General features: G+C 61.5%; 28 protein-coding genes and 1 pseudogene. 14 read left to right on the top strand and 15 right to left on the bottom strand.

Going from position 1 to position 25,913, the window contains the following annotated elements; all coding sequences use genetic code 11:
• Positions 1-51: 51 nt before the first annotated feature.
• Positions 52-1,050, bottom strand: a complete 999-nt coding sequence (locus tag AC1U7K_RS13975; protein ID WP_480252052.1) for a cytochrome d ubiquinol oxidase subunit II — start codon at positions 1,048-1,050, stop codon at positions 52-54.
• A gap of 327 nt (positions 1,051-1,377) precedes the next feature.
• Here AC1U7K_RS13975 and AC1U7K_RS13970 point away from each other — a divergent pair, with 327 nt between their 5' ends.
• Positions 1,378-1,818 carry a response regulator gene (locus AC1U7K_RS13970; protein WP_480252051.1) on the top strand — a complete coding sequence of 147 codons (441 nt, stop codon included), beginning with the start codon at positions 1,378-1,380 and terminating at the stop codon, positions 1,816-1,818.
• 202 nt (positions 1,819-2,020) lie between these two features.
• Here AC1U7K_RS13970 and AC1U7K_RS13965 read toward each other — a convergent pair whose 3' ends face one another.
• Both AC1U7K_RS13965 and AC1U7K_RS13960 read right to left on the bottom strand, forming a co-directional pair.
• On the bottom strand, positions 2,021-2,311 hold the full coding sequence (locus tag AC1U7K_RS13965; protein WP_480252050.1) for an HU family DNA-binding protein: 291 nt from the start codon (positions 2,309-2,311) through the stop codon (positions 2,021-2,023).
• A gap of 321 nt (positions 2,312-2,632) precedes the next feature.
• A complete protein-coding gene (locus AC1U7K_RS13960; protein WP_480252049.1) occupies positions 2,633-2,839 on the bottom strand; it encodes a hypothetical protein in 207 nt (68 codons plus the stop codon).
• A 719-nt stretch (positions 2,840-3,558) separates the two neighbouring features.
• On the opposite strand from AC1U7K_RS13960, the gene ttcA reads away from it, so the two are divergent.
• Positions 3,559-4,389 carry a tRNA 2-thiocytidine(32) synthetase TtcA gene (ttcA, locus tag AC1U7K_RS13955; protein WP_480252048.1) on the top strand — a complete coding sequence of 277 codons (831 nt, stop codon included), beginning with the start codon at positions 3,559-3,561 and terminating at the stop codon, positions 4,387-4,389.
• Positions 4,390-4,428: 39 nt separating this feature from the next.
• Here the strand turns inward: ttcA and AC1U7K_RS13950 are convergent, their stop codons facing one another.
• Positions 4,429-5,889, bottom strand: a complete 1,461-nt coding sequence (locus tag AC1U7K_RS13950) for a lipopolysaccharide biosynthesis protein (protein ID WP_480252047.1) — start codon at positions 5,887-5,889, stop codon at positions 4,429-4,431.
• 205 nt (positions 5,890-6,094) lie between these two features.
• Positions 6,095-7,048, bottom strand: coding sequence for a glycosyltransferase family 2 protein (locus AC1U7K_RS13945; RefSeq protein ID WP_480252045.1), 954 nt, complete (start codon positions 7,046-7,048; stop codon positions 6,095-6,097).
• A 280-nt stretch (positions 7,049-7,328) separates the two neighbouring features.
• On the opposite strand from AC1U7K_RS13945, the gene AC1U7K_RS13940 reads away from it, so the two are divergent.
• The gene (locus tag AC1U7K_RS13940) at positions 7,329-8,243 is read left to right on the top strand and encodes a glycosyltransferase (protein WP_480252044.1); all 915 of its coding nucleotides are present in this window, start codon (positions 7,329-7,331) and stop codon (positions 8,241-8,243) included.
• A 62-nt stretch (positions 8,244-8,305) separates the two neighbouring features.
• Here the strand turns inward: AC1U7K_RS13940 and AC1U7K_RS13935 are convergent, their stop codons facing one another.
• From AC1U7K_RS13935 to AC1U7K_RS13905, 7 genes are all read right to left on the bottom strand, one after another.
• Positions 8,306-9,220: a glycosyltransferase family 2 protein gene (locus tag AC1U7K_RS13935; protein ID WP_480252043.1), complete on the bottom strand. Its 915-nt coding sequence runs from the start codon at positions 9,218-9,220 to the stop codon at positions 8,306-8,308.
• A 41-nt stretch (positions 9,221-9,261) separates the two neighbouring features.
• Positions 9,262-12,447, bottom strand: coding sequence for a DUF6080 domain-containing protein (locus AC1U7K_RS13930; protein ID WP_480252041.1), 3,186 nt, complete (start codon positions 12,445-12,447; stop codon positions 9,262-9,264).
• Between the two features lie 20 nt (positions 12,448-12,467).
• On the bottom strand, positions 12,468-13,139 hold the full coding sequence (locus AC1U7K_RS13925; RefSeq protein WP_480252040.1) for an HAD-IB family hydrolase: 672 nt from the start codon (positions 13,137-13,139) through the stop codon (positions 12,468-12,470).
• A complete protein-coding gene (locus tag AC1U7K_RS13920) occupies positions 13,129-14,043 on the bottom strand; it encodes a decaprenyl-phosphate phosphoribosyltransferase (RefSeq protein ID WP_480252039.1) in 915 nt (304 codons plus the stop codon). Before AC1U7K_RS13920 ends, AC1U7K_RS13925 begins: the two co-directional genes overlap by 11 nt.
• A gap of 168 nt (positions 14,044-14,211) precedes the next feature.
• Positions 14,212-14,631, bottom strand: coding sequence for a hypothetical protein (locus AC1U7K_RS13915; protein ID WP_480252038.1), 420 nt, complete (start codon positions 14,629-14,631; stop codon positions 14,212-14,214).
• 226 nt (positions 14,632-14,857) lie between these two features.
• Positions 14,858-15,088, bottom strand: coding sequence for a hypothetical protein (locus AC1U7K_RS13910; protein WP_480252037.1), 231 nt, complete (start codon positions 15,086-15,088; stop codon positions 14,858-14,860).
• An 87-nt stretch (positions 15,089-15,175) separates the two neighbouring features.
• Entirely contained in the window at positions 15,176-15,541 is a 366-nt protein-coding gene (locus tag AC1U7K_RS13905) for a hypothetical protein (protein ID WP_480252036.1), read from the bottom strand.
• 362 nt (positions 15,542-15,903) lie between these two features.
• On the opposite strand from AC1U7K_RS13905, the gene AC1U7K_RS13900 reads away from it, so the two are divergent.
• Positions 15,904-16,962 (top strand): class I SAM-dependent methyltransferase, encoded by a 1,059-nt coding sequence (locus tag AC1U7K_RS13900; protein ID WP_480252034.1) that lies wholly within the window; start codon positions 15,904-15,906, stop codon positions 16,960-16,962.
• A gap of 104 nt (positions 16,963-17,066) precedes the next feature.
• A complete protein-coding gene (locus AC1U7K_RS13895) occupies positions 17,067-18,425 on the top strand; it encodes a flavin monoamine oxidase family protein (RefSeq protein WP_480252033.1) in 1,359 nt (452 codons plus the stop codon).
• On the opposite strand, the gene AC1U7K_RS13890 is transcribed toward AC1U7K_RS13895, so the two are convergent.
• Positions 18,417-19,130 (bottom strand): PrsW family intramembrane metalloprotease, encoded by a 714-nt coding sequence (locus AC1U7K_RS13890; protein ID WP_480252032.1) that lies wholly within the window; start codon positions 19,128-19,130, stop codon positions 18,417-18,419. The two genes, AC1U7K_RS13895 and AC1U7K_RS13890, sit on opposite strands and share 9 nt — an antisense overlap.
• A 115-nt stretch (positions 19,131-19,245) precedes the next feature.
• On the opposite strand from AC1U7K_RS13890, the gene AC1U7K_RS13885 reads away from it, so the two are divergent.
• From AC1U7K_RS13885 to AC1U7K_RS13845, 9 genes are all read left to right on the top strand, one after another.
• Positions 19,246-19,731 carry a hypothetical protein gene (locus tag AC1U7K_RS13885; protein WP_480252031.1) on the top strand — a complete coding sequence of 162 codons (486 nt, stop codon included), beginning with the start codon at positions 19,246-19,248 and terminating at the stop codon, positions 19,729-19,731.
• A 21-nt stretch (positions 19,732-19,752) separates the two neighbouring features.
• Entirely contained in the window at positions 19,753-20,124 is a 372-nt protein-coding gene (locus AC1U7K_RS13880; RefSeq protein ID WP_480252030.1) for a YybH family protein, read from the top strand.
• A gap of 50 nt (positions 20,125-20,174) precedes the next feature.
• The gene (locus AC1U7K_RS13875; protein WP_480252029.1) at positions 20,175-20,717 is read left to right on the top strand and encodes a hypothetical protein; all 543 of its coding nucleotides are present in this window, start codon (positions 20,175-20,177) and stop codon (positions 20,715-20,717) included.
• Positions 20,718-21,070: 353 nt separating this feature from the next.
• Positions 21,071-21,526, top strand: coding sequence for a cupredoxin domain-containing protein (locus tag AC1U7K_RS13870; RefSeq protein WP_480252027.1), 456 nt, complete (start codon positions 21,071-21,073; stop codon positions 21,524-21,526).
• Between the two features lie 11 nt (positions 21,527-21,537).
• A complete protein-coding gene (locus tag AC1U7K_RS13865) occupies positions 21,538-22,191 on the top strand; it encodes a PRC-barrel domain-containing protein (RefSeq protein ID WP_480252026.1) in 654 nt (217 codons plus the stop codon).
• A gap of 51 nt (positions 22,192-22,242) precedes the next feature.
• The gene (locus AC1U7K_RS13860) at positions 22,243-22,800 is read left to right on the top strand and encodes a Slp family lipoprotein (protein WP_480252025.1); all 558 of its coding nucleotides are present in this window, start codon (positions 22,243-22,245) and stop codon (positions 22,798-22,800) included.
• Between the two features lie 65 nt (positions 22,801-22,865).
• Positions 22,866-23,309, top strand: a complete 444-nt coding sequence (locus tag AC1U7K_RS13855) for a PRC-barrel domain-containing protein (RefSeq protein ID WP_480252024.1) — start codon at positions 22,866-22,868, stop codon at positions 23,307-23,309.
• Between the two features lie 122 nt (positions 23,310-23,431).
• The gene (locus AC1U7K_RS13850; RefSeq protein ID WP_480252022.1) at positions 23,432-23,728 is read left to right on the top strand and encodes a hypothetical protein; all 297 of its coding nucleotides are present in this window, start codon (positions 23,432-23,434) and stop codon (positions 23,726-23,728) included.
• A 47-nt stretch (positions 23,729-23,775) separates the two neighbouring features.
• On the top strand, positions 23,776-25,065 hold the full coding sequence (locus AC1U7K_RS13845) for an MFS transporter (protein ID WP_480252021.1): 1,290 nt from the start codon (positions 23,776-23,778) through the stop codon (positions 25,063-25,065).
• A gap of 92 nt (positions 25,066-25,157) precedes the next feature.
• Here the strand turns inward: AC1U7K_RS13845 and AC1U7K_RS13840 are convergent.
• Positions 25,158-25,304 (bottom strand): annotated as a pseudogene (locus tag AC1U7K_RS13840) (hypothetical protein); the annotation flags it as partial.
• Between the two features lie 69 nt (positions 25,305-25,373).
• A complete protein-coding gene (locus AC1U7K_RS13835) occupies positions 25,374-25,901 on the bottom strand; it encodes a DUF6328 family protein (RefSeq protein WP_480252019.1) in 528 nt (175 codons plus the stop codon).
• Positions 25,902-25,913: the final 12 nt, after the last annotated feature.

Genomic DNA, 25,913 nt, shown 5'->3' with positions numbered 1-25,913 from the left:
TTGCGTGATGTTCAGGCCGGTGCTCAGTGACCGCGCTTTCTCAACCGGCGATCACACTTTTCGGAGCGTCAGTCCACCTTTGAACAGGCGGTAGACGTAGTAGAGGAAAGGAAAGAGGATAGCGGCAGAGGCGAGGACGGCCACGAGATAGCGCAACGACCAGCCGGGTGCCGCTGAATTGTAGATACTGATCTCGGGAGCGAGGAGGAATGGATATTGGGCATAGGCCCAGCCGATGATCAGCACGACGACCGACGCCATCCCGATGTGACGCGCGCCGGCTGCTTCTCGCTTGATCAAGCAGAAGAGCGTGAGTGCCACGAGTACGGCTTCCGTCCCGATCAGGGTCCAGCCCATGCTGCTCTGTGTCAGCCCGCGCCAAATAATCGGCGCCTCGTCACGCGCCAGGGCGAGCGCGATCATGGCGCAGGCATTCGCCAGAATCACGGCGGCAAACGCGCGGCGCCGAAAATCTTCGCGCAACGGTTTGTGAGGAGCTTCGAGAAACAGTGTGAGGGCAGAGAGCATGGCGAAGAGCGAGAGCCCCAGCATCCCCACGGCAAAGGGAAAGGGAGTCAGCCAGGGCCGCCCTGAGCCGTCCCAAGGGGATTCCAGGTGCCCCATACTCAGCGCCGCGACGCCCATGGACAAGAGGAACGGGGGAAGCAGCGAGCACGCGGCCAGCAGTGTATTGACGAGCCGAAGCCGGCGAGCGCCGGCCCGCACCGTGAGTCGCCACGCGAGGAGGACGACACGTGCGGCCACTGCGCAGAGCACTCCGAGGACCGGCACCAGCAGCGCGACGAAGATACGCCCGAACGCAACCGGAAACGCCGCACACAGGACCACGGCGATCAATAACAACCAGACGTGGTGCCCTTCGACGGCCGGTCCAATCCTCCAGGCGGTGAGCTGGCGCTGGTGGTCCGCCCGAGAGCCGGCGGCGAGGAGATACCAGACCGCGGCACCCAACTCAGAGCCCGCGACGATCACGTAGCACGACACGATCGCCAGGAGAATAGCGGCAAGAAATGCTTCGACGGACAGCACGGTGTCCTCGGTCCCAAAAAAGATGAGCGGAGGGTAGCGTAGGAAAACGTGGAGATAGCGGCAATCGGAGTTCGGTGAGGTGTTGCGTCAGATTTTCGGCGCTCGGCAGCGCAGTCAGGCACTGTGCGCGAGGCGATGCACCGTCGAGGACGGCTGGCCCGGGTCGGCAATGCCGCACCGTATCTGGGTCAAAACGTAGTCCCGCTGGACAGCGGGAGGCGTGAATGTACGTAGGAGTGGGACAACGCGGCTTTTCGCCGTTACTCCGATAGAGTTGATCCTGGCCGTCGATTACGCTGTCCGGAACGGAGCAGCAGGGAGGTGGTTGTGCCATTACATGACGAGGTGATGCCGGAGCGAGGCGACCATCGATTATTGATCATTGACGACGACGAGGTATTGCTCGCCGCGCTGCCGTACGCAATCCAGCGGCGGATCCCAAACGTGGAGATCGATACGGCGGATACGCCGGAACAAGCCATGATGTTGATTTTTTCCCGGCAGTATGACGCGATCGTCAGTGATATCCGGATGCCTCGTATGGACGGGCTGACGTTGCTGGAGAAGGTGCGCGCTGTTCAAACGAACACGCCTATCCTCCTGATGACGGGGGCCGACGATGATACGTTGCGCGCCCGCTCGCTGACTGCGGGCGCCTACGCCTTCCTCAAGAAACCGTTGGACCCGGCGTTTATGGCTGCCCTGCTCAAGCGCGCGATGGCCGATCGGCGTTTGGCGATCGTCCTTGAGGAAGGCCGGGCGCGATAACGATTCGTAGGAGCAAATTGGGAGGGCACGGAAGGCAGTGTGAGCCGAAGCGGCAGTCAGCGCCCACGCGCTGACTGCAATGTTTCGGTTGGGAGAGAGGAAAAACACTGCCCGTAAAAGTCCTTGACTGCACCGGGCCGCCAGTGAAGCAAGGCGGGACGGGACGCGGCAGGAGTCTTTCGACTCTTCAAACGGGAGAGACTCAGCGACCGAGAATCGCTTCTTTCGCAGCCTTCGCTACGCGGAACTTCACCACGCGCTTGGCTGGAATCTTGATCGCCTCGCCGGTCTGCGGGTTCCGGCCCATGCGTGCCTTCCGATGGACCAAGACGAGCTTGCCGAGGCCGTGAATCGCGAAGACGCCGCTCTTCTTCGCTTCCTTGTAAGCCATCTCGGTCATGGTCGTCATCAGCGCCGCGACCGTCTTCTTCGGCAATTCGTGCGCCTCGGCCAACTTGCTGATGACCGCGCTCTTCGACAATCCCTTCGCCATGGGTAAACCTCCTTATAGAAGTGACACGGGAAACTAGCGGAATGCATTGCGTCTGTCAATGGCATTGCGCGTTTGGCGGACAGGTTCCCTCTACGACTTCCGTCCAATGGATTCCGCCATCGATGACCGTCGATACTGCCTAGCCGATGGTCCTCCTCGCATGTGCCACGTCTCTTTCGATGCTCTCGTGGATTTCGCTCAGCCTGCTCGCGTTCGGTGCGGTATGGCTGATCGTCGCGCTGTCCGTCCGTTGATTGATTGTTGGCCGCTGTCCTCATGCCGACCCGCTTCCTTGATGCAGCGTTCAGTTCACGCCCTCTGCTACGATGGAGCCAGTCCGGCTTCAATTCCCGTCACAGTGCCAAAGTAAGGAGCAGCGATGCGATGAAAGCTGATCAGGATCCGGAGTCGAGACGGTTGGACGCGCTGATCCGGCTCCTCGACGCGGCCGAGCGCTTCGTCAATCGTGCGCCTCGGCAGCGCCGGATCGAGCCCGAGCGTCAAGCGCTGCTCGATGCCATTACGCATGCACAGTTGGTGGCCTCCGTCGACCGGCATGCTGAATCAGGTCGAGCGGCCGGGCCGCTTCGGGTGTTGTCGGGCACCGGTGTCGTCGGGTCAACGCGTACGAGGAGGAACCGCGAGGGTGACCGCCGGAAGCGGGAGCACTCAGGAGGGACAAGAGCCAAAGGTAGCCCGAAAGGCCACCAAGGCATCATGTCGTGAGTTTCTGATGAAGGACGAGTTGAAAGATGCGAGGCAACATGTCCGGGTGAATCGGGCCTGTGAGCGGCTTTGCGACGCGCCCGCCCCATCCACACGAGAAGCAATGAGCGATCCCCGTTTCCAGGTCGAAGGCGAGTGACGCCTGCGACGTCGGAGGCCCGGTTGGGGTGCTATGGCTGGGACACATGGCGAGATAGATCAGACTCCTCCCATCCCGACAAAATCGAGTGACACGGTCGGAACGATGATGTGACTGGGAACGTGGGACGGGGTGGACCGGACGACGTACGCGCCGTGCCTGTTGGTCTCGTGAGGAAGAGAGGGCCGACGAGAGGACGAGCAAACCCAACAGGCCCAAATACCACATAAAGTTGGAACATAGTAAGAAAATGATGAAATGTCAAATCCGTTCAGCGCCGACATCGAGCCAACTACGAGGAATCCCGTTTCCATCTTGACTCCCGTCTCTGGATGATCCTACGTTTGCCGTCCCGATCCGTGCGACAATCGCAGATGAGACGATGAAACTCGACGAGGAAACCGACAAGCTGCAGACACGGTTGTGCCGGCTCGTCGGGCAGGCCATCGCGGATTTTTCGATGATCGAAGACGGCGATACCGTGATGGTGTGTCTGTCCGGCGGCAAGGACAGCCACGCGTTGCTCGATATTCTGCTCGTCTTGCAGCAGCGCGCGCCCATCCGGTTCGAGATCATTGCCGTGAACCTGGATCAAAAACAACCCGGGTTTCCGGCTCACGTCCTACCCGCCTATCTGGCGAGTCGCGGGATCAGGTTCCATATCGAAACGCGCGATACCTTCAGCATCGTGAAGCGCACAATCCCCGAGACCGAGACGATGTGCTCACTCTGTTCGCGGTTGCGTCGTGGGATTCTCTACCGAGTGGCCGGCGAGCTGGGTGCGACGAAGATTGCCCTGGGGCATCATCGCGATGACATTGTCGAAACGCTCTTCTTGAGCCTGTTCTTCGGTGGGAAATTGAAAGCCATGCCCGCCAAGTTGCGGTCCGACGACGGCCGTCACGTCGTGATTCGTCCGCTGGCATACGTGCCGGAGGAGGATTTGGCTCGCTACGCGGAACTCCGGCGGTTCCCGATCATTCCATGCGATTTGTGCGGATCACAGGACAACCTCAAGCGCAAGGAAGTAAAACGCCTTCTCCATGACTGGGAGCGCTGCTTTCCCGGCTGCCGCGAGAGCATCTTTGCCGCATTGAGCAACGTGTTCCCCGCCCATCTGCTGGACCGGCGGCTGTTCGATTTTGCGTCTCTCGACAACCCGCACGCACACTCCTCGCCGGTCGAGCAGACGCGGCAGTCCTCGCCCTCGTGACCAAGAGGGGCAAGCGGAAGAAGCAGCTCCCACCTGCTGTTACGCGTGCTGGTGGCGCCGTACGATCCATCCCGCGACCTCCACCACTTCCCGCACCAACACTCCACCCTGCCATAACATGACCGCCGCGTAGATGAGGATACCGACGGTCGTCCCGACGAGGAGTCGGATCACGTGATCGGCCCACGCGACCTGTGGGAGACCCGACAAGACGACGAGCAGACTCGCCGCCATCGCAGCCACCGCCGTCAGCGTCGGCCCGATTTCTTTTAGGGCCGCAATCGCAGGGATCCTCAGTTCGCTGAGAACTTTTCGCGCCATGAACGCGGCCAGCAGAGGATAGACGGTAATCCAGGTGAGCGCCACGCCTGTCGCACCCATCTGCCTCGCGGCGAGGATGAATGGAAGTGGCATGACGACCAGGAGGGCCAGCGTCCACCGAAACTGGAATCCCAATAGATAGCGGGCCGCCAGCACCGGGGGCAGCAAGACTTCGAGCGAATGCACAGCCGCGAAGCAGGCGAAAACTTGAAACAGCGGGACGATTGGCGCCCACTGTGGTCTCAGCACGACGGCGACGAGATCGGGTGCAAGAAAGCCCATCCCGACGCTGAGTGGCAGCGTGCCGCAGGCGACGACGCGCAGGACCTTCAAAAATACTTTCTGTAGCCGGAGGTCGTCGTCCTGCCATTGCGCAAGAACGGGGAACATGAGCTGATTGATCACGACGGAAATCTTTGTAACGGGCAAGAGGGCAAGCTGCTTTCCCATCGAATACAAGCCCAAGGACTGCTCGCCGAGCAGTTTGCCGATGATGAGCACATCCAGCTGGGCGAACACATACCACCCCGCATTGGTGCCAACACCGGCCATCCCGTATCGAAGCATCGCCGGGATACGGTCCGTTTTGAGCGACCATCCCGGCCACCACGGGAAAGCCATCAGCACCCATGCCGTATACATCCCGGCGCCAATCAGTGGCGGCACGAGCAGTGCCCACAAGCCGGCCCCGCCCCAGGCCATCAACAGCATGAGGGGAAGGGTGATCGCCCCTGTAACGATCTCCGCCTGCGCCAATTGATCGAACATGAGCTGCTTTCGCAACATCGCATCGGGCACGAATTGGAGGGGCGGAAACAGCAACGTGAGGCCGGCGACGCGAAGCGCATCGGACAGGCGGGGACTGTCAAACCAATCGGCCAACGCCGGCGCCGCGAGAAAGACGGCCGCGTAACTGAGGATCGCGGTCGTGAGCCTCAACCAAAAGAAGACGTTCAGCTCGCTGTCACGGAGGTCCTTGAACTGGATCAGCACGCCCCCGAGGCCCATATCGGTCACCATCGCGAGCGGTCCTGTCGCCATCGCGACGAGCGCCATAATGCCGTAATCGGTCGGATCGAGCCAGCGTGCGATCAGCAGGGTGCAGAGAAACGAGACGATTTGGCCGCCGCCGCGTGACCAGACGACCCAAAACAGCGATTTCGCAATCTTGTCTTTCACCTTACATCCCTGCCTCGGGGACGTCTCACCAAGGTTCGCTATTTCACGACCACCGACCGCGGGCACGCGGCGAGGAGGCCAGCTTAATTTATCCGCGGAGGCTTATCTGCCCACCTGTGCCCTTGCCTGCGGTTCAACACAGAGCAGGTCCTCATCGCACGGAGGCACTTCATCGAGCCAACCCGCCTCCGTTTGCCCTGGAACCCTAGCAGCGGCGAGCGTCGGGCTTCTCGGACGACACCAAGGAGCGAAGCTTCCGCGCCAGACGGCCTTTGCTGATTTTCAGTTTGAACAAATTCAGAAGTCCGGCGGGATAACACCGGACGAGGACCCAGAACGCGCGGAAGGCTTCGCTCCAGCGACCGGATCGGGCATCGGCGACCATCTGCCAGAGTGCCCGTTCGCCATATCGCGCGCGCAAGAACGCCATGCCGTCGTCGTACGCTTCGACATAGCGCCGATCGTGCCGAACCAATCGCCGTTGGCGCCTCTGCATCGAGTAATCCGATTTCAGCATGGCGTACCACCGGCGGGATGTTTGCCAGTCCAACATGCGATACTCGGCCACGATTTGATGGTGGCAATACAGTGGCGCGTGTCGAATGAGCCGCAAGTAAAATTCGCGGTCCTCGCTCGTCTTCAGGCGCTCATCGAATCCTCCGCTTGCCACGAAGACGCTACGACGATACATCACCGCATGAATCCCGCCGAAAAAAACCGATCGGAGGAAGGAGCCGAAGTAGTCGGGCCTGGGATCACAGCAGTGACGATACGGCCACGGTGCCTCACCGCCGAAATACCGAATGCTGCCGCACACCCATCCCGCGTCCGGGTTGGCCCGAAACGTCTCCAGACTGATGTGGAAGTGCTGCGGCAACAAGCGATCGTCGGCGTCTAAGAACACCACGTACTCGCCCCGACTCTCCTGAACGCCTCGATTTCTCGCCGCGGACGGACCTAGGTGTCGTTGCTTGATGTAACGGACTGCCTCGTAAGCACCAACGACGTCTGAGGTGGTATCATCGGAACCGTCGTCGACGACGATGATTTCATGATGAGGATACGTTTGAGCAAGAACGGAGTCGATCGCCTCGCCGATAAACCGGTAATGGTTGTAAGCCGGAATGACTACACTCACCAGCGGCATGTGTTCGGCCATGTCAGCTCCGGGACGGAGGTTAAGGAACGGCAACCAGAAGCGTTGGAGGAGGACGTTCGCTGCGAGTGATGCCTGGATACGGCCATTCGGGGCATTACTGTATCGAAGCCGCCGCCGTTGCGATATCCTTGGCTGTCCTCCGCCAGGGTCAGACCTCGGCCTACATCTCGATGTTCACTTTCCGACGGCCCGCATCAGACGAACTGGGTATCATTGAACCGATGCTCCTCCCTGTTCTCCCGCCGTATGCGACCCCCGGCTCATCGGCGTGGCGCCCAGCTTGAACTCGCCCATGCCGGCCGATCTCGTCACCGTCATTATTCCTTGTTTCAATCAAGAACGCTTTCTCTCCGAAGCGATCGAGAGCGTCCTGAACCAAACCCATCGGAATCATGAAATTGTCATCGTGGACGATGGGTCAACGGATGAGTCGTCACGGGTTGTCGCTCGGTACCCGGGAGTGCAGTATGTGCGGCAGTCGAATCAGGGGCCGTCAGCGGCGCGCAATCGCGGTCTGGAAGTGGCGCGCGGACCGTATATCGTGTTTTTGGATGCCGATGATCGACTCCTCCCACACCACCTTGACATAAGCTTGCAGACGATGCGTAACGCGCCCGAGGCCGGCGCCGTCTTCGGTGACTATGCCTTGCTCGGAAGTCCCGCGCGTCACCGGCATGAATGCGCCCCTAGTGGAGAGCTCTACGAAAGGCTGCTCCGGAGCGACATCATCCCCTGTCCGGCTGCCGTGCTGATCAAGCGTGACGTTCTACTGGAAGTCGGAGGTTTTCGTCCTGAACTGAGGACGGCTGAAGATTACGACTTATTTCTGCGCATCGCGGCGCGCTATCCCATGATCTGCCATCACCAAGTCGTGGCGGAGTACCGCCAGCATGATGAGCAGGTCTCGAGGCGATGGGGCGTGATGCTGGCCGGGTCACTCCATGTTCTTAAGGCGCAATCCCCCTCTGTTCGCCGTGACCCTCGCTATCGCGAGGCCTATCGCGCGGGCATCCGTCACGTTCAGCAACGGTATGGGGACCCATTGTTGTGGCATGCGACGGATGCTTTCAGACTGGGCCGATGGCAAGACTCTCTTGCGTCCTTGCGGGTGCTCATGTGCCACTATCCAACAGGGCTGACCTCTCACGTCTGGCGAAAACTCCGGCGGATGGCTCAACGTGTACGGGGCGATTGAGCGAGTCCCGACACCCCCTTCGCCATCGAGCAACGGCGAACGCGACCTTGCCCTCCGGTGCGCTAGGCGTCTAGCCGTTTTGCGAAGAACAACTTCCGAGCTTTACCTCGAAGGAGATTGACGAGTCCCATGGGATAGTAGCGCAACAGGACCCCGAACGCCTCGATCGCCCGCCCCCATTGTCCAGCACGAGCATCGGGCATCATTTGCCACACCGCGCGTTCTCCGTAATGCGCGCGGACTTTGGCGATCGCCACATGATACGCGTCCTCATACAGCGGATGTCGGCTAAGAAACGGCCGCTGCGCTTGCAAGACGCGCATGCTCCACTTGAGCATGGTGTGCCACCGGCGGGACATTTGCTCATCCGACGTGCGGTACTCCGCGACGATGCGGTGATGGCAATACAGCGGCGCTTGCCTGATCACGCGCAGATAGAATTCCAGGTCCTCACACGACTTCACCCGCTCATCAAAGCCCCCGCTCCTGAGCACGACCTCCCGGCGATACATCACGCAGTGTGGCACGAACACAAAATCCAACCGCAGTAACGAGCCGAAGTGGTCGGGCCTTGGGTCACAGTAATGCCCCCGCCACCATGTCGGAGGCTTCCCGATGAAGCGAAAATCGCCGCACACCCATCCCGCCTCGGGATGCGACCGGAGCGCCTCAAGGCTCAGTTCGACATGCTGTGGCAACAAGCGATCGTCGGAGTCCAAGAAAACCAGATACTCTCCACGGCTCTCGTGAATCCCGCGATTTCGCGCCGCCGACAGTCCACGGTTTCGTTGCCAGACATACCGAACCCCGTGATAGTTCGCCACGACGTTCGCTGTGCCGTCGGTCGATCCATCATCCACGACCACGATCTCATGATGCGGGTACGTTTGGGCCAAGACCGACTCAATCGCCTCGCCGACGAAATGACCGTGGTTGTACGTGGGAATAATGACGCTGACGAGAGGGCCGGTCTTCATATCCATTTCACCTCAGCTTCTTTAGCAGCACAAGCAGGCTTTTACAATGTGCCGACGTCTTTTGAGGGAGCAAGGACCCGGACGTCGATCGATGTGCCGGGCGGGAAGGAATGGCCGAGTCGTACTGAAGTTGAGATGCCAGTCAGACGAACCACCATGCGCCGTCCATTCCAGCTCCACTCTATCCTGCCACCCGGGACGCTGACGCCGGAGACACGCATTGGATGTGTCAGCCACTCGACTGGAATGCCGGCACCGATGATGACAGAGGGAGGCTCATTCGTATGGTCCAGGCGGACCAACATATCAAGTTGAAGCAGCGCCATTTCGGCCGCGGTCCAATAGTGTGGCGTCACATTCGGCGGCGACAGCCATCCGCGAATCCGATCCCAGCGGTGAAAGGAATTTTCGGCGTGATCACCTTCCCACCACGTATAGAGTCCCGGGGATGCTTGATGCTCCCAGAACCATTGCACAGTTGCCCAGGCCCGCTCGGGTGCATCGAGGAGCAACCATTGGTGCGCTTCGGCCACATCGAAGTAGGTCCAGAGCGGCCGTGTTCGAAACCCACCGTCTGAAGTCCGTGATGTCCTCCATCGCGCTTCGAGCGCGGCCCGAAAGCGCCCCTTCGCTGCTTCGGCTATACCGGTGGGCCAGAGGCCGCTGGCATAGGTGCGATCGTTGTCCGATTCGGGCGGGACAAACGCCCGTTCCCACGCCTCACGCAGCGCGGCCGCCCTCTGGCGCCAGTGCTCGGCGATCGTGACTTCGCCGATACGCGACGCAATCGCCGCGGCGTCGATCAGGCCGAGATAGCTGACCGCATTCACAAACAGAAGCGGACGGTGGTTGTCCATGCGCCCGATGATCAAGCCGTCGCGCGAGGCTTCGCAAATGAGGGTCATCTCAGGACGCTGGGCCATCTCCGGCACCAGCGGGCCCGTGACAGGACCATAGAGCGGCTTCCGAGTGGTCAGCATCGTCTCAATGAGCTCGGCCTTCCGGCGAACGTGCGGCCAGATCAGCCGGTCGTACTCGGGGCTCATCAGCCGCGAGGCGATTTCTTCAAGCGCCCAAATCCCAAAGCCCGGGGCGTCGGCTTCCGGGCCGAAGCCGCCAAAGAAATCCTGTTCCATGAACTGTATGGAAAGCGTCTCGGCAATGCGAAGCTCGCCGGCCCGTGCCAATGCGACGAGTTCATACGCCCCGTCTCGTAACCACGCGAGTGGATAGTTCATAGGATCGCCCGGTCGCGTTTCACGGCCCACGATTCCCATCTCGATGTGAGCCAATTGGGCGTCCAGACTCGACTTGAACCGGGGATCGGGCAATTCCACCATGATGGGCGGCGGCGCCGGCGCTTCGGTTCCGGTGTCGCCGATTTCAGGCGGATCACTGTCGCGGATCTCAAGGTCCCAGTGGCGTGCAGCCCCGAAGTCGATGCGGGCATAGCCCCAGCCCGATGTTCCGCTCCAGGTCGGCTTGCCAGGCGGTTCGGTCTTCCATCCGTTCGACCCCTCTTCGCCGAGCGCCACTCCCGCTGGCAGCGGCGACATCGTGAGCGTCCATCGTCGATTAATGGTGAGTGCCGCTCCTGTCCAAGCGAGTTCTCGAACCGGTCCTCCGGCCGGGCCGACACTGCGAAGGACGGCCAGTACCCGCACGCCGGGCTGCTGTCCGGCTTGCACCGTCAAGGTCCATCGGCCGGGTTGACGGGAGGCCCACCGGGCCGAGTAGTACGGCGTCTGTGTTGATACGCTCGGCACTCCGCCGCGATCGAAATCCGAAAATCCTTGCGTCACCTGCTCGATGGGAACGCTGTCGCTGGTGTGAAGAAGGTGCCCCGCCGCGTCGAGCACCCACAATGAAATCCCGAAGCTGCCCACCGACGGACTGAAGCTCCCGCCCGGCTCGTGATACGCCTTGTCGACTTCCTGGGTCCCGGCCCGGGCCAGCAAGATGTGGCCGGCTCCGCGTGGCCACGGATCGTCGGGGCGGCGCTGCATCTCATCACGAACCGCATGCAACTCGACGTGCGCCTCATCCAGCAAATGTGTAGCCGCGAACAGTTGGCGTCCATTATTGAAGAGCACGAGCAGGAGCAGCAGGCCGGTGAGCCACAGTGCAAAGAGCCTCGCCCGCACCAGCACGCTGTGCGCCGCCACCACTATCAAGAGTGGAGTGAAGTGCAGCGCATACAAAAACGTTCCATTGCCGTAGATCAGGTGCAGCAGAAATTGCCCGACGAGCGTGAGTCCCAGGACCAGACGAAACCTGGCGCGTCCAGCGGTGAGGAGCGCCCACAGCCCGAGCGCGAGAAGCGCCGCCCACACGGCCGTGCCCAACCCGCCGACCGGACTGCCCGTTCCGAGACCGGCCCGCTGAACGCTCAGCTTCGGCCAGGCATAGAGCAAGCGCCCGTTGTGGATCTCCCAGCCTTGACTGTCGGGTATGACGTGAACGACCGGCATGAGCATGCTGTGGGAGAAGAACGATCGTGCAATGGCCGCCATCCCACCCGCTTCGGGATGCAGCGTATAGCGTGTCTCCTCCGTATCGCCCAAGAAGAATTGGGCCGTCGGAAAGAGGACTTTCTGAGCCCCCCAGAGCACCACCACCAGACAGAAGGCATTCACGGAGATCTGGATGGTCCGGCGCCACGGGTGATAGGCCCACGTGGCAAGGATGCCCGCCATCCAATTCGTCACGGTGATGCTCAGCGTGCCGGCGCTCGCGACGACGAAAAGCCACTCGGCCCGCACGGTCCGCTCAGAGAGCGCGGCCACCACCAGCGCCACGAGTATGGTCAGCGAGCCCAAGGAGTAGGTTTCCGGTACGACAAACCAGAACAGGACGCCGGCGCTCGCCCCCCCGAGCAGCGCAAACAGCACCGCGTCGGATCGCCGGCATCCGATGATCCGCAACAGTACATAGAACAGCGCCATCCAGACCCCCGCGGTGATGGCGGTAAAGACACGGGTGGCCGTCACGGCATCGAGGCCCACGATTTTGCGCAACGGATACACGAGCGGATAGGCGACCAGCGAGTACAATGGATGCACTTTCGTTCGATAGTGATTGCTCCATCGATCAGTGAGGTTCTCGTAGACCCGAAACAAATCGGATTCGAACCAGACGTCGGCCGTCTTGAGCAGGGTCGGATTGATGCGGGTTGCCCCGACATACGACACGGTTGCCATGGCTAAGGCGAGGCTGATTGCGATCACGACATCGCGCCACACCGTCCTTACCCCTTCCAGGTTTCGCAGGAGAGGCCTTCGCACAGGGCCTGACGGCGCGCAGCTCGCCGGCCGCCGATCAAGATCCCGCGGTCCGCTTGTTTGAGCAGCGGGAAATCGGACCGATGGTCGGCATAGGCAAGGATCGTCGCATCGGGATATGCGTTGCGGAGCACTTGAAGTGAACGTGCTTTTTCGGCCCCTCGCAGATTGGCGCTTGCCAAGCGACCCGAGAGCACATCGTCCCGCCACTCGGCTTTGGTACAGACGGTGTGGTGGAATCCCAGACGGCGGCCCAACTCATCGACGTAGAGATCCAGACTCGCCGTCAGCAGGACCAACACGTCGCCCTGCCGACGATGACGCTCGATCGCGCACAACGCATCGCGCCGCAGGCCACGGGACAGGAGCCTCGACACGAAATCCTTCGTCCACCGCTCGATGTCGGTCCGGCTCGCCCCGCCCAGTATCGCCTCGAGAAACCGTTCCTTCAGTGCTGTCCGATCGAGCCGATTGAGCGCAAAGGCCAGCACGGCGGTCGGAAGTCCCCGCACGCGCCAGAGGCGGGCCGGATGGCGCAGTAGAAAGCCGAGGAGGTACGGCAGATACGTGTCCTGCCGGGTGAGCGTGCGGTCGAGATCAAAGATCACGACCCATCGCCGGGCGGCCTCAGCCGACATAGACGATGAGCGTGAAGGCGGCGATCCAGCCCAAAATCGCCGTGCGGAGCGGGCCGTCCTTGATGATGAGCTGAGTCGGCGAGCCCCCCAAATCGCGCCGATGGATCAGGTACAGATAGCGAAAAATCCCGAACACGACGAAGAGTGCTGTCAGGTAGAGTTTGTTCGTGTGGAAGCGGGCCGTGGTGGCGGCGTCGAGCGTGTACAGCATGTATGTCAAGAGCGTGACCGGCGTGACAACCGCAGTGAGGATATCGACCAATGAAATCGTGTACTGCTCCAGCACCGGCCGATGCGAGGTGGCGGTGTCCTTCATGATCAGCAGTTCATGCCGGCGTTTCGTGAGACCGAGGAAGAGTGACAGAAGAAAGGTGGCGAGGATTAGCCATGAGGACGGTTCCACGGCAATCGCCATACCGCCGGCAAAGACGCGCAGGACGAACCCGAGCGCGATTGCGAACACATCGAGAATCACGATGTGCTTGAGCCGCAGGCTGTACAGAATGTTGAGGCCAGCATAGGCCAGGATGATCGGGACGACCGCCGGCGACAAGACGGCGAGCCCTAACGACGTCAGGGCGAGAACCATGGCACTGAACCCTGCCACGCCGACCGTCAGCTCGCCGGAGGCAATAGGGCGACGGGATTTGGTGGGATGGGTTCGATCGAACTCGCGGTCATGAATATCGTTGAAGATGTACACCGCGCTCGACATGAGGCTAAAGGAGAGGAACACGAAGACCACGCTCGTGAGCTTCGCAATGTCGCTTGCCTCGTGTGCGAAGAAGATCGGCGCGAAGACAAAGATATTCTTGACCCATTCGATCGGCCGCATCGTTTGGATGACGAGGAGCCCCTCTTGCGTCAGCGTTGAAATCCCTGCGGATGCCGTGCTCGCTTTCATGTCTCTCCGGTCAGTCCTTAAAATGATTCGGCGGGCGCTGCACGCGCGGACAATACGTGTACATAAAGAGGCGGCCACACGGCTCGATATCAGCCTGCGTTCCCGTCCTCTGTAGGACCAACAGGCGGCAAGCAAACTTAAGGTAGATCCGGCGGGGACAACGCGGAACTATTCAAGACTGTGGGTGGAACGCTTTGGATGGCGCCCGAAGCGTGCGGAGCTGATCAGAGGCCTTCCGCACGGTCGAGGAGGTTCTGTTTCCAAAGGTGTGCCGGTCCGGTGCGGCGGCCTTTGTGCGCGCGGGAGGAGTGTGTCGACATAGAGTCGTGAGATGCGGCGCACTTGATGGCGGACATAGAGACTGAGGCACAGTCCCGTCGCGATGAGCACCGCGACCAATGCCGCGCGGGCAATCGGCCAGACAGCTCCGACCTCCCACAGCACCAGTCCCACCGAAGCCGGAACGAAGACCGCCACGGACACCAACCGCTTGATACGCAGCTCACATCGTTCCAGATCGAGTGAGGCCACCGCATGGCGCTCCTCTGGCTGAACGCTATGAGGCCGCACAAACGTCTCTTGTACCATACCGCTCATCTTTCGACGTACGATGGTTCTCTGAAGAGATGCCGGGTGCTGCGGCGTTCCTTCACAGCACCGGAGTGGAGTGCCAGGAGCCGAGCCGATCGTGCGGGGACAATCCTATGATGGGACTGCCGGCTATTTCAACCGTCTATTTGAGGCTCGTTTCCTCACGGGCGTCGGAAGCGTCGCGGAAGGCGCTTCGCGACACCCGCGAGATCGGGCAGCGGCGTTATTTGTCAGGAAGCATCAAATACAAGACGACGGGGATCACGACGGCACCCACCCACGTCATCCATTTCTTGTGGAAAGTGTCGTGGATGCCGAAGACCAGCACGGCCGCGATCGCCATAAAATAGATAAAGGCATTGCCGCGGGAGTACCCGCTGACTCCTTCTGCATGAGCCAGGGCCGGAACCAATGCAACGAGCGGTGCCACGAACCAGCTGATGAGTCGCCTCATGGGAGACCTCCTTGGTGAGTGGTGCTTGCCCGAAACAATCGATCACTCCATCCCTGCCTGTCGCGGCGTCGTCATGACGGCCGGGGCTCACGGAATTTCGCGCGACGACGGGATGCGAGTTCCTTCTTTCACCGGTGGTTCGATCGTGATTTGCGGTCCTTGGACCTTGGGCAGGACTCCGGCTCCCGATCGTTCAATGATCCGCTGATCCTCCTCCGCTGTGAGCTTCTGTGACACGTGAGCGTCCTCGGCAGAAGCCGCCCCCAGCATTGCGCGTTCCCCTGTGATGTTGGCCTGTCCCGGATCATTGGCTAGCGGCTGGCCCGTGACCGGAGAGGTATCGCTTCCGGCAGGGTAGCCGGGATGCTTCGGCAGCAGGGCCGGGTTGGCGAACGCGATGGAAGCGGCGGTTCCAAACGAGAAGAACGCAAGGAGGAACGGTACGTGTTTCATGGGGCCCTCCTTTGCAATCGGACATGGGTTTCGGGGCGGCTTCATGTGAGTCCATGAAGCCACGAGTAGGCGGCAATCGCGGCGATCAGGGCCCAACGGTGTCATGACGACGAACCGCGACGGGCGATGGGACCCCTAGCTTCGCTCCAACCGAGGACGAGATCAATAGCGTACAAATACGTATAGTGCAGTCTCTGCAGTTCGTCGCGGCGTAGGCCCAACGTCCCTTTGGACGCTCTTCAGTCTTGTCATTTCCTCATTGAAGAGTCGTGACCACCGGAGGTACAGAAGAGGGCGGATGCTCATCGGTATGTTGTCTGCTCAGGTGATCCAGCTATTCATAGCACTGAAAGGAGGCGGGTATGGCAGTGGACCAGTCACGACTTGAGGCGTTTCTCGGACGGGCCGTCGGGGATTTGGGGGGAGCGATCTCCGCACTGCTTGTTCACATCGGCGACAAGCTGGGGCTCTATAAAGCGATGGCGGGAGCAGGGCGGCTGACCACGGCGGAGCTGGCGACGAGAACGGGAACCGCCGAGCGATACGTGCGTGAATGGTTGTGCAATCAGGCCGCGGGCGGATACGTGACCTATGACGCCGTTACAGGCACCTATTATTTGACCGATGAGCAAGCGATGTGCTTGGCCGACGAGGAGAGCCCCACGTTCCTCCCCGGCGGGTTTGAAAGCCTCGCGGGCATCTTCACCGACGAGCCCAAGCTGACGGAGGCGTTCCGGACGGGCCGGGGTGTGGGATGGCACGAGCATGATCGCCGGTTGTTCTCGGGCACCGAGCGCTTCTTTCGACCGGGATACAATGCCAATCTTCTCACGTCCTGGATTCCCGCTCTCGACGGGATGGAGACGCGACTACGGCAGGGGGCGAAAGTAGCGGATATCGGATGCGGGCATGGCGCTTCAACCATCCTCATGGCCAAAGCGTTCCCCAACTCAAGGTTCTACGCGTTCGACTATCATGCGCCGTCGATCGACCACGCACGGCGAATGGCCGAGCAAGCCGGCGTTGCGGGTCGTATCCAATTCGAAGTGGCGGGGGCCAAGACCTTCCCAGGGAGCGACTACGATCTCGTGGCCTTTTTCGATTGCTTGCACGATATGGGTGATCCCGTCGGCGCCGTTCGGCACGTGAGACGCGCGCTGAAGGACGACGGCGCAGTGATGCTCATCGAGCCGTTTGCGGGGGATTCCGTCGAAGAGAACCTGACGCCGGTGGGGCGGGTCTATTACGGGTTTTCGACCGTGGTCTGTACACCGGCATCGCTGGCCCAAGAAGTCGGTCTCGCGCTCGGTGCGCAGGCCGGAGAGCAACGGCTCCGACACGTCTTCACAGAGGGTGGATTCACGCGCTTCCGACGGGCGACTCAAACGCCATTCAATTTGGTGCTCGAAGCCAAACCGTAATCGTGGGGAGGGAGCGGTGCGCCTGCCGCACGTGTTTCTCCGTCAGCGGGGCTCGTCTTGAAGCCGCTCGTTCGGTATCTTATGGTCATCGTATCGTCACCCTTATGTCTCCAACATTCCGACCATCGGTGCTGATCGCCGGTGCGGGGCTGGCGGGTCTGGCCGCCGCCTGGTCGTTGCATCGGGACGGCTGTCGCGTCATCGTCGTGGAAGCTCGAAGCCGCGTCGGGGGCCGAGTATGGACCATTCGTGAGGGATTTGCAGACGGGCAGCATGCCGAAGCCGGCGGAGATCTCATTGATGAGGGACAAGACGAAATACGGCGCATGGTCGAAGAAGTGGGCTTGGAACTTGTGCCGATCTTGCGGGGAGGATTTGGGTTTGTCTGGGGAGATGAGCCGGGGCGGAACTTTCGCATTGAACCGGCCGGTCAGGCGTGGACGAAGCTCGCGGCGTTGCTCGCTCCGTATATCCGCCAGTATCGTTTGGTCGAGCGCCGATGGGACAGTGTGGTCGCACGTGCAATGGCACGCATCTCGGTCGCCCAATGGCTCATTCAGATCGGTGCTGACGACGCGCTGCATGCACGCCTGCGGGGCCTGCGCGGCTTTTTCTTAGCTGAGCCCGAGCAGCTCAGCTTGCTCGCACTCGTCGATCAAATGGCCATGGAGGCGCCTGGCCAAGGCGGGATGTTTCGCATCCGAGGCGGCAACGATCAGCTACCCGAGCGTCTTGCCGCCCCGCTTGGCGACGCCGTTCGTCTGCGCACGAGTCTTACTGCCGTGCAGCAGTGGCCGGACGGCGTGATTGGAATTGTGCGGGAGGCCGATGGGACGGAATACGAGCTAGCCGCAGACTACCTGATCGTCGCCATGCCGGCCACCACCGTCCGAAGGATCGCGTTCGAGCCGGCACTTCCAGCCGAACAACGCCAGGCCATCGATCGATTATCGTACGGCCCGGCGACCAAGAGTTTGCTTCAGTTCAAAGACCGCTTTTGGGTAAAACCGGGGCGTCCATTGGCCTTCGGCACGGATCTTCCCATCGGTGCCGTCTGGGATGGCAATGAAGAGCAGGACGCAGCTCCGGGGATTCTCACGTTGCTGGCCGGGGCATCCGCGAGCGAGCAGACTCAGAAGCTGGTAGCGGATGGCGGAATGGTGCGGCTCGCGCAGTCCTTGAATTGGCTCGGTCGCGGCGACGCGGAGCTGCTCGAGTCGCGACAGATTGTCTGGGAGGACGAGGTCTGGTCGGGGGGAGGCTATGCGTACTTCGATCCTGCCTACGACCCGTCATGGCGAGCGCGGCTTGCCGAGCCTCACAGGCGCGTGTTGTTTGCCGGGGAACACACCAGTCTGCAGTGGCAAGGGTACATGAACGGAGCGGTGGAAAGCGGATTGCGCGCCGCCATCGAAGTTCTCACCTACGCGGAGCAGCACGGGGGCATGGCCGCATTACGGTGACGGCCGCGTGTGCGGCGAAACACGCAGCCCCTCGTCGATGTGTCGCAGGACCACTTTCCACATGAGCACGACCAAAATGAGCTCACCGAGCGCGGCCTGCGGCAAATGAGACGCAAAGAGGTTGAAGAGCGCATGGCAGAGAACAGCAAGGCCCAACCCTCTGGCAATCAGCTTTCGCCGCAGCAGAGGGCCTGCGAATTTCGTCTTCCCGAGTGCATAGCCCCATAGGCTTGAATACAGCACGTGCGCCGGCACACTGAGCAGGGCCCGAACCACGAAAACGGACGTGACGACGCCGAGCGGCGAGAGCGCGCGCAGTGACTCCGCCGTCTCGACCGCCGTCAAGTAGCTCGCGAACAGGTAGAGCGCGTTTTCGATCGAGGCGAAACCCAGCGCGACCGCCGCCGTGTAGACGATGCCGTCCAGCGGCTCGTCGAACTCCGCACGGCGGTACACGGTGAAGCGGACACCGACAAACTTCAGCGCCTCCTCGATGACCGGCGCAATCACTACCGTGACGAGGAGAGATTCCACGAAAAAGAGTTCGAGCAACGCGGCGGGGACGCCAAGGGCCACGCCAAGCAAGAAGGTACGGACGATCAATCGAATCGGCTCGGGCTCGATGCGGTCCTTCCGATAGAAGAACCAGAGCCACAGCAGGCCCGGCGCGAACGAGAGGCCAAAGAGGAGCAGCAGATAGGCCAAGGACCGATCCCGAGAGGAATTGAGGATAGTGGAGCCGCCGAGAAGAATCCAGTCTCTGGGGATGTATTTCGACGGGCTGCGTGCTAGGGTAGAAGCGGACGGAGGGTCGGTCAACATGGCGAAGACGGTGATGCGGCTTCTCGCCCTTTCGGTGATCGCGGCGCTGGCGGGCTGCGGCCATGATGTTTTCCGTGAGCGCACCGAGGCGATCAAGTCGCACACGAAGGCGTTCTATGCGCAACTCGAAAAGGATCAGGTCCCGTCGGCCGTTCGTGAGAACGAAGAGGTGGAGGCGGTCGCGGCCGAGATTGCCCGCGACATTCGGCGACGCCCTCAGCAGCCGGGGGCCAATCAAATGGATCGCGAGTGGGTTCAGTACAAGACCGCGAGTGAAGCCGCGGTGGAAAATTGGCTCGCGCTGGCGAAATATCTCACCGTCAAGAAGCGATATGAGCAAGCCCGGGCGACGTACCAAAAGATCCTCGATGCCTATCCGCGCGGGCTCGACCGCCGATATGCCGATCAAGCCGAGCAGGGCTTGCGTGCCCTCCCGATTCTCGAGGCCGATCCGGCGAGGCAATCCTCCCGCTCGGTGAACTGAACCCTGCACCGAACGCAGCAGATGGTCCAACCACTCCACGATCTCCACTCTGCCTTTGTTCGTGCCTTTTCCAGCGGTGATCTCGATGCGCTCATGGCGCTGTACGAACCGGGCGCGGTCCTCGTGCCCGAACCCGGCCGGCCGGCGGTCACCGGGCAAGCGCTTCGCGATGCACTCCAAGGATTTCTCGCCCTCAACGCCACGATTCGATTGACGACGGAGCAGGTGATGCAGGCGGGCGATCTTGTGTTGCTGCGGTCCAGGTGGACGCTCACCGGCACCGGTCCGGATGGAACCTCCGTCACCATGGCGCATCGGAGCATCGAGGTCGCCCGCCGGCAGCCTGACGGCTCGTGGCGCTATGTGATCGACGATCCGTTCGGAGCGACATAAGTCTTCACCGACCGACCGGCCTCACTTTCGCAATCCACCCAACAGTCGCCGTGCCGCTGATTGACACCTTTCCGGCGACGCGGTACGTGTGTGGGGGAATGCTGCTGAAACGCGCGATTCACCATTTGGTATGTTGCCTCGTGCTGGCCGGATGCGTCCCGCTTGGAAGCGAGGGTGTGAGCGTGCAGGTGGATCCGTCCGGACAGAATCAAGGGGCGAAAAATTTGGAGGCGGTCCGCGAAATCTGGGCGGATCAGCGGCTCCGTGAAGCCAACCGGCAGCAGTCGGGGCAGGAGGAGCTTTCGATCGCGCCGCCTCCATCGCACCCGCTTCCCTCCACCGGTGGTCCAACAACCGATGCGGCGAGGCCGCCGATCGTTCCGCTCGACCCGCCCAAGGTCGTCCCCCCGCTAGGCGTGCCGCAGCGAAAGTCGGTCCCAGTCCCGCCGCGGCCCAACGGGGAGGCAGGGGTTCCGTCCGGGGTGACGGTTCCGCCGTATACAGTGTTTGCGCCAGTCGGTTCAGCCTACCCTGATTCGATTCGCTGCGTGCCGGACGCGCTGGGCGGGCAGCGTTGCCGCGTCACGCCTTAACATCTGCCTGGTCGCGCTCCTTCCAAATCTGCATGCCGGCGCGGTGCCCAAACTTGGAAAGTCTGTCTCGCTCAAGACCAAATGTCCGGAGAAGAGAGGTGTATCACCTGCTCTGCACTGAGATGAGGGGGCCTTCTCCCGCAGCAGGCTGACGGCGACGGCCAAAATATTGGGTCGTCATGCCGTCTGCTTGCTGCTGAGCGTGCAGCAAACGGGCACGCTCACTGTCTGGAAGGGCGTAACCCTTGCATACTCTGGCCTCACAGAGATGTTTCTCCTCGATGACCGACAGGAGGAGTGATGGAACGCCGATATCGAGGATGGCCAATCACGGTGCGCCGAAGGAGGATGTGATGAGACAGATACTGTGGGTGCTCGCGTGGATCGTCGCGGTGAGCGGCTGTTCGAATTTTCCGACGGTGACGCGGACGGGGGAGGTCAAGACCGTGCTGATCCGTGAGGATGTCGCGCCCGCAGAGGTGAATGTTCGGCCCGGCGATGAAGTGCGGTGGGTGAATCGCCGTCAAGGCGACGTCCGGATCATTTTCTTGAGCCCCGTCTCCGAGAAGATGTCCTGTCGGCAACAGTTCTCCGGCAACGAGGCAAAGCTCGAACCCAACGAAAGCGCGAGCGTGTGCTTTGCCAGAGAAGGAATTTTTCGGTACACCGTGCGGATGGAGACGGCCCTGCCCGTGGGCGAGCTGAACAGCGCGGGGGTCATCCGCGTCGAGGCCCCTGAACGACCACCGGGATCCGCGGGTGTCGCCGCGACACCGGATGAACCGCGGCTGTCGAACCAGGCTCGGTGAGAGAGGTGACGATGCGACAAGCGCCGGCTTTTTTGGTCGCCGTGCTCGTAGCCGCTGTCGTGGCATGCACGGTCGCGACGGCCTCATCGTCGGAAAAAAAGATCCCGCTCATCGCGAAAGCCAGTGAGGTGATCGGCAAGAACGTCAAGAGTACCGACGGAAAGGACCTCGGCGAGATCAAAGATTTGGCCATCGATCCGCTGGACGGGGACATCGAATACGCCGTGCTGTCGTTCGGCGGCTTTCTCGGCGTGGGAGACAAATACTTTGCGGTGCCCTGGGGCGCGCTGGCATTAAGTCAGGACAAGAAGCATTTCGTGCTCGACGTCAGTCGCCGCGATCTCGCACAGGCGCCGGGCTTCGACAAGCACAATTGGCCGGACCTCTCGGACCCCGCCTATGGGCTGGTGATCTACGAGTTTTACGAACAGCCGAGCGGTGGGGAGGAAGCGCCGGTCGTCGCGGCGAGCGAACATGCGACCGTCAGGGGGCTGGTGCAAAAGATCGACGGCGACCTGTACCTGGTGAAAGAGCCGTCGGGGCGAGAGGTGAACCTCCATGTTGACCGCGGCACCAAAATGACGGGCTCGGTGAAGCCCGGTGATCGCATCGAGGCGCAGACGACGCAAACCACGTACGCGCAGTCGATCAAGAAGGTCCCGTGACGGCGGAAGCCGCACGGACCATGTTCAACGAGCAGTGTGAAGGAGGTCAGGATGAATCGGCAACAGTGGCTCACGATTGGGCTCGCGGCGGCCGTCCTCTCGACCATGGCGTGCAGTCGCTATCACGTGATCCCGAAGGAACTGGAGGGGCAGGTCGACCGGACCGTGAATTTTGAGCAGATCAAGGAATCGCCGTCTTCGGAGCGAGGACGCCTCGTCGTACTTGGCGGCGAAGTCCTGTCGGCGACGCGGTTGGAGGACAAGACGCAAATCGAAGTCCTGCAATTGCCGCTCACCGACGATCTTGTGCCGACGACCGAGCGAACCGAGTCCAAGGGGCGCTTCTTGGCCTTCGACTCGGGCAAAGAGATCGTCGATCCGGCCATTCTCAAGGAAGGGACCCCGGTGACCATTATCGGGGAGGTCAAAGGGGAAACAACCGGACGCCTCGGCGAGAGCGAGTACCATTACCCGACGCTGGCCATACAAGACATGACGGTCTGGGACAAGCAGAGCATGGTACCCCGCGCGTATCCGTACTATGGGTACTATTACGGGTATGGATACCGTCCCTACTATTTCTGGAGCGGGAGTCGCGTGCGGAGCTGAGTCTCGGTCGACCGAGGAATGAGAATCACCACAACGTGTTCTGCTGCTTGATCGAGGAGGCTCCGATGAAGCATCTCGCATGGATCGTCAGCGCAGTCGTGTTCGTAGTCGGAGTGCCAGCGATGGGTTCGGCGCAATCGGCAGACGTGAAGGAGTACGTCGTCGTGCCGGTGCCGCACAGCCGCCCGGACGCCGGCGGAAAAAATACCCTCACGGACGCGACGGTCAAGAACGCGGAGGGGCAGCCGGTCGGCACGCTCGATAAGCTGATCCTCGATTCGAGGACCGGGAAGATCGAGTACGGGGTGATCGCGCTGAAGGACAGCGAACAATTGGTGCCGTTGGCGTGGAGCGATTTCAAGGTGAACCGCGAGAGTGGCCGCGTCGTGTTGAACGCGACGAAGGAGCAGCTCCAACCGGTCATCAGTCGCAAGGACATCAAAGGCTTGAGCCCGGATCTTTGGGAGTACCTCGACGACATCGTCCAGAAGCCCGGGTCCCAGCGATAACGAGGGGTCGGCGTGGCGGTGCCCGACGTCCAGGCCCACTGGCCGCCCAGGGTCATGAACGCCGGGACGGTCGCAGGAACGGCGAGGAATACCACCTGGTACATGGCATGGATGGAGGCACGATGCAGAACGAAGAGAAGGCGAACATCATTCGCAAGTGGATCGACCCAGAGGAGCGGATCACGGTGGATTTCGATGACGAGCGCGACCTGAATGCGGAAGTCACCGGGTGCACCAATGAGGTCGTGGATCTTGCGCTGGAGACGGCGTTTCCCCACCTGCGGCAGGAACTGACCTTACCGCTGGGTGTGGTGGACATCGGGGAAGATCAGAGCAAGTACACGCGCGACCCCGACCGACCGCTTCAGTACGGTCGTCTTCGGCTGATCGTTCACCACAACCGCCCGCAAATGGTCTGAGCGCCAGTCGCTGCACCGTACACGCAGCCTGCAGGCGAACGAGGAGTATGGCCACACAGCAATCGCCGCCGTCTGGGTTCGCCGCATGGCGTCAACTGCTCAAGCTGAAGAGTTTCGGCTGGCTCTGGGCCGGGCAAGTCATCTCGCAAATCGGGGACGGCGTCACGAAGGTGGCCCTGCTGTGGTTTGTCTACAACCTCACGGGCTCGGCGCTGAAAATGACGATCATCGGCGTGCTGCAGACCGTGCCGCCGCTGGTGCTCGGTCCCTTCGCCGGCGTCGTGCTCGACCGGGTGCCCAAGCGCATGGCCATGATCATCATGGACGTCATCCGGGCCGGCCTGCTCGCCCTGATCCCGGTGCTCTACGTCATGGGCCTGCTCACCTTGGTGTGGCTGTACGTCATCGTCTTCCTGATCGCCCTGTTTGGGATGGCCTACGGCCCGGCGCTCAATGCGGCCATTCCGTTGATCGTGAAGAAGGAGCAGCTCACGTCCGCCAACGCGATCATGCAGAGCAGCATGACGATCGGGCAATTGCTCGGTCCCGCGCTGAGCGGTCTGTTGATCGCCGTCATCGGGGCCCAGAACGTCCTCTACGTCAACGCCGTGGGCTTCATCGTCTCGGCGCTCTGTAAGCTTCCCGTTCACATCGATGAAAAGGGGTTGAAGCATCAGGCGACCTTGTCCGGGAAGGTCGTCTTGAAGGATCTGCGCGAGGGCTTTCGCTTCGTGTTTTGCGAGCGCCGCTTGTTGTTCTTTCTGATGGTCGGCGCGGCACTGTTCACGATGGGAGCCACCGGCTTTGTGTTCATGCTGCCGGTGATCGGCGAACGTATGTTACACACCTCTTCCGTCGAACTGGGATGGTTGTGGTCCTCGTTGAGTGTCGGGATCCTGGGGGCGACGATTTGGTTGACGCTGAAGAAGCAAACGGATATTTGCCCGCGCTTCTGGCTGATCGCCGGCTCGGCCCTCTTCGGCGGGGCCGCCGTGCTCGCGGTCGGTTGGACGTCCTCGCTGACCCTCGCCGCGGTCTTCATTGCCGTGATCGGAGCCAGCTCCGGCGTCGTCACGCCGATCGTCTCGGCCTCCCTCCAACAGCTCACGCCAAAGGAGCTGCTCGCCCGCGTGTTCGGGGTTTTCAATACCGCGACGATGGGGCTCGCGATGCTCGGGATGACGATCTTCGGTTGGGCGGCGGACCGCTTTGGGCCGCTCGTGAGCGTCATCGGCGTCGGTTCCGTGAAACTTCTCACCGCCGCCGTCGTGGTCGTGTTGATTACTTCCTGGGCGCGATGCCACCCTGCGTCGATGCGATGCTCGGCCAACCGATGAGGCAACGGACAGGAGGGATGGACGCCGAGCGCCGCGAGCAGCTCGGTGCCGTGCAGGTGAGCCGCGTCATAGTGAATCAACAGGCTCCCCGTCGTGGGATTCCACGATGCCGCCTGGACGCCGGTCCAGGCGCTGAGCCGCCGGGCAGTCTCCTGCGCGCGTTGTCGATCCTGCTTGAGCTCTGAGAGCCTCACCCGTAAGCGACCCTTGACCACGTGGACGTACACCCGATCCGCCATTCCGTCCTCCTCGCTCGGAAGGAAAAAGGCCGGCGGTGTATATCGTCGTTTGGGCGAAAAGGCAAGGGGTCAGACGACGCGGCGGGAGGCGGGTGGCGAGGGCCGGGAAACGGAAGCCGCCGCATGGCCGCCGCGGTGGTACACGAGCGGCACGATGAACCAGGGGATGACGTACGCGAGAAACAGCGTGATGGCAAGCCCGATGCTGAGGGCGTCGTTCTCGACGATGAGGTCGGCGATGAGGAAAAAGTCGAGGCAGATCCCGACGATGAGCGGAAACATGCTCACGAGCAGCAGGCGTGATGAGATCACGATAAAGCGCCGTGAAATGGTTTCCAAGTGCGTCAAGCGGTGATAGGCGGCCGGCGCCATGACGAGGCTGATCGCGATCGCGATGACGAACAGGGCCACGAGATGGACCAGCCGATGGCTGGCGGAGAGCCGCTCCCAAAAGGTTTGATTGAAGACGGCGATCAATTGAAACCCGAAGAGCGCCTGCACGCCGGGAAGGACCATCCGGCACTCCTCGAGCAGATGCGTCGCCATCGACGAGAGCTTCTGCGGCTCGGGCAGGTCGACGATCGGGACTTCAGACATGACGGGCGTACA

The sequence above is a fragment of the Nitrospira sp. Vd2 genome, from assembly GCF_979581665.1.
The sequence above is the reverse complement of the archived record's forward strand: the minus strand, read 5'-3'. Positions and strand labels throughout refer to the sequence as shown.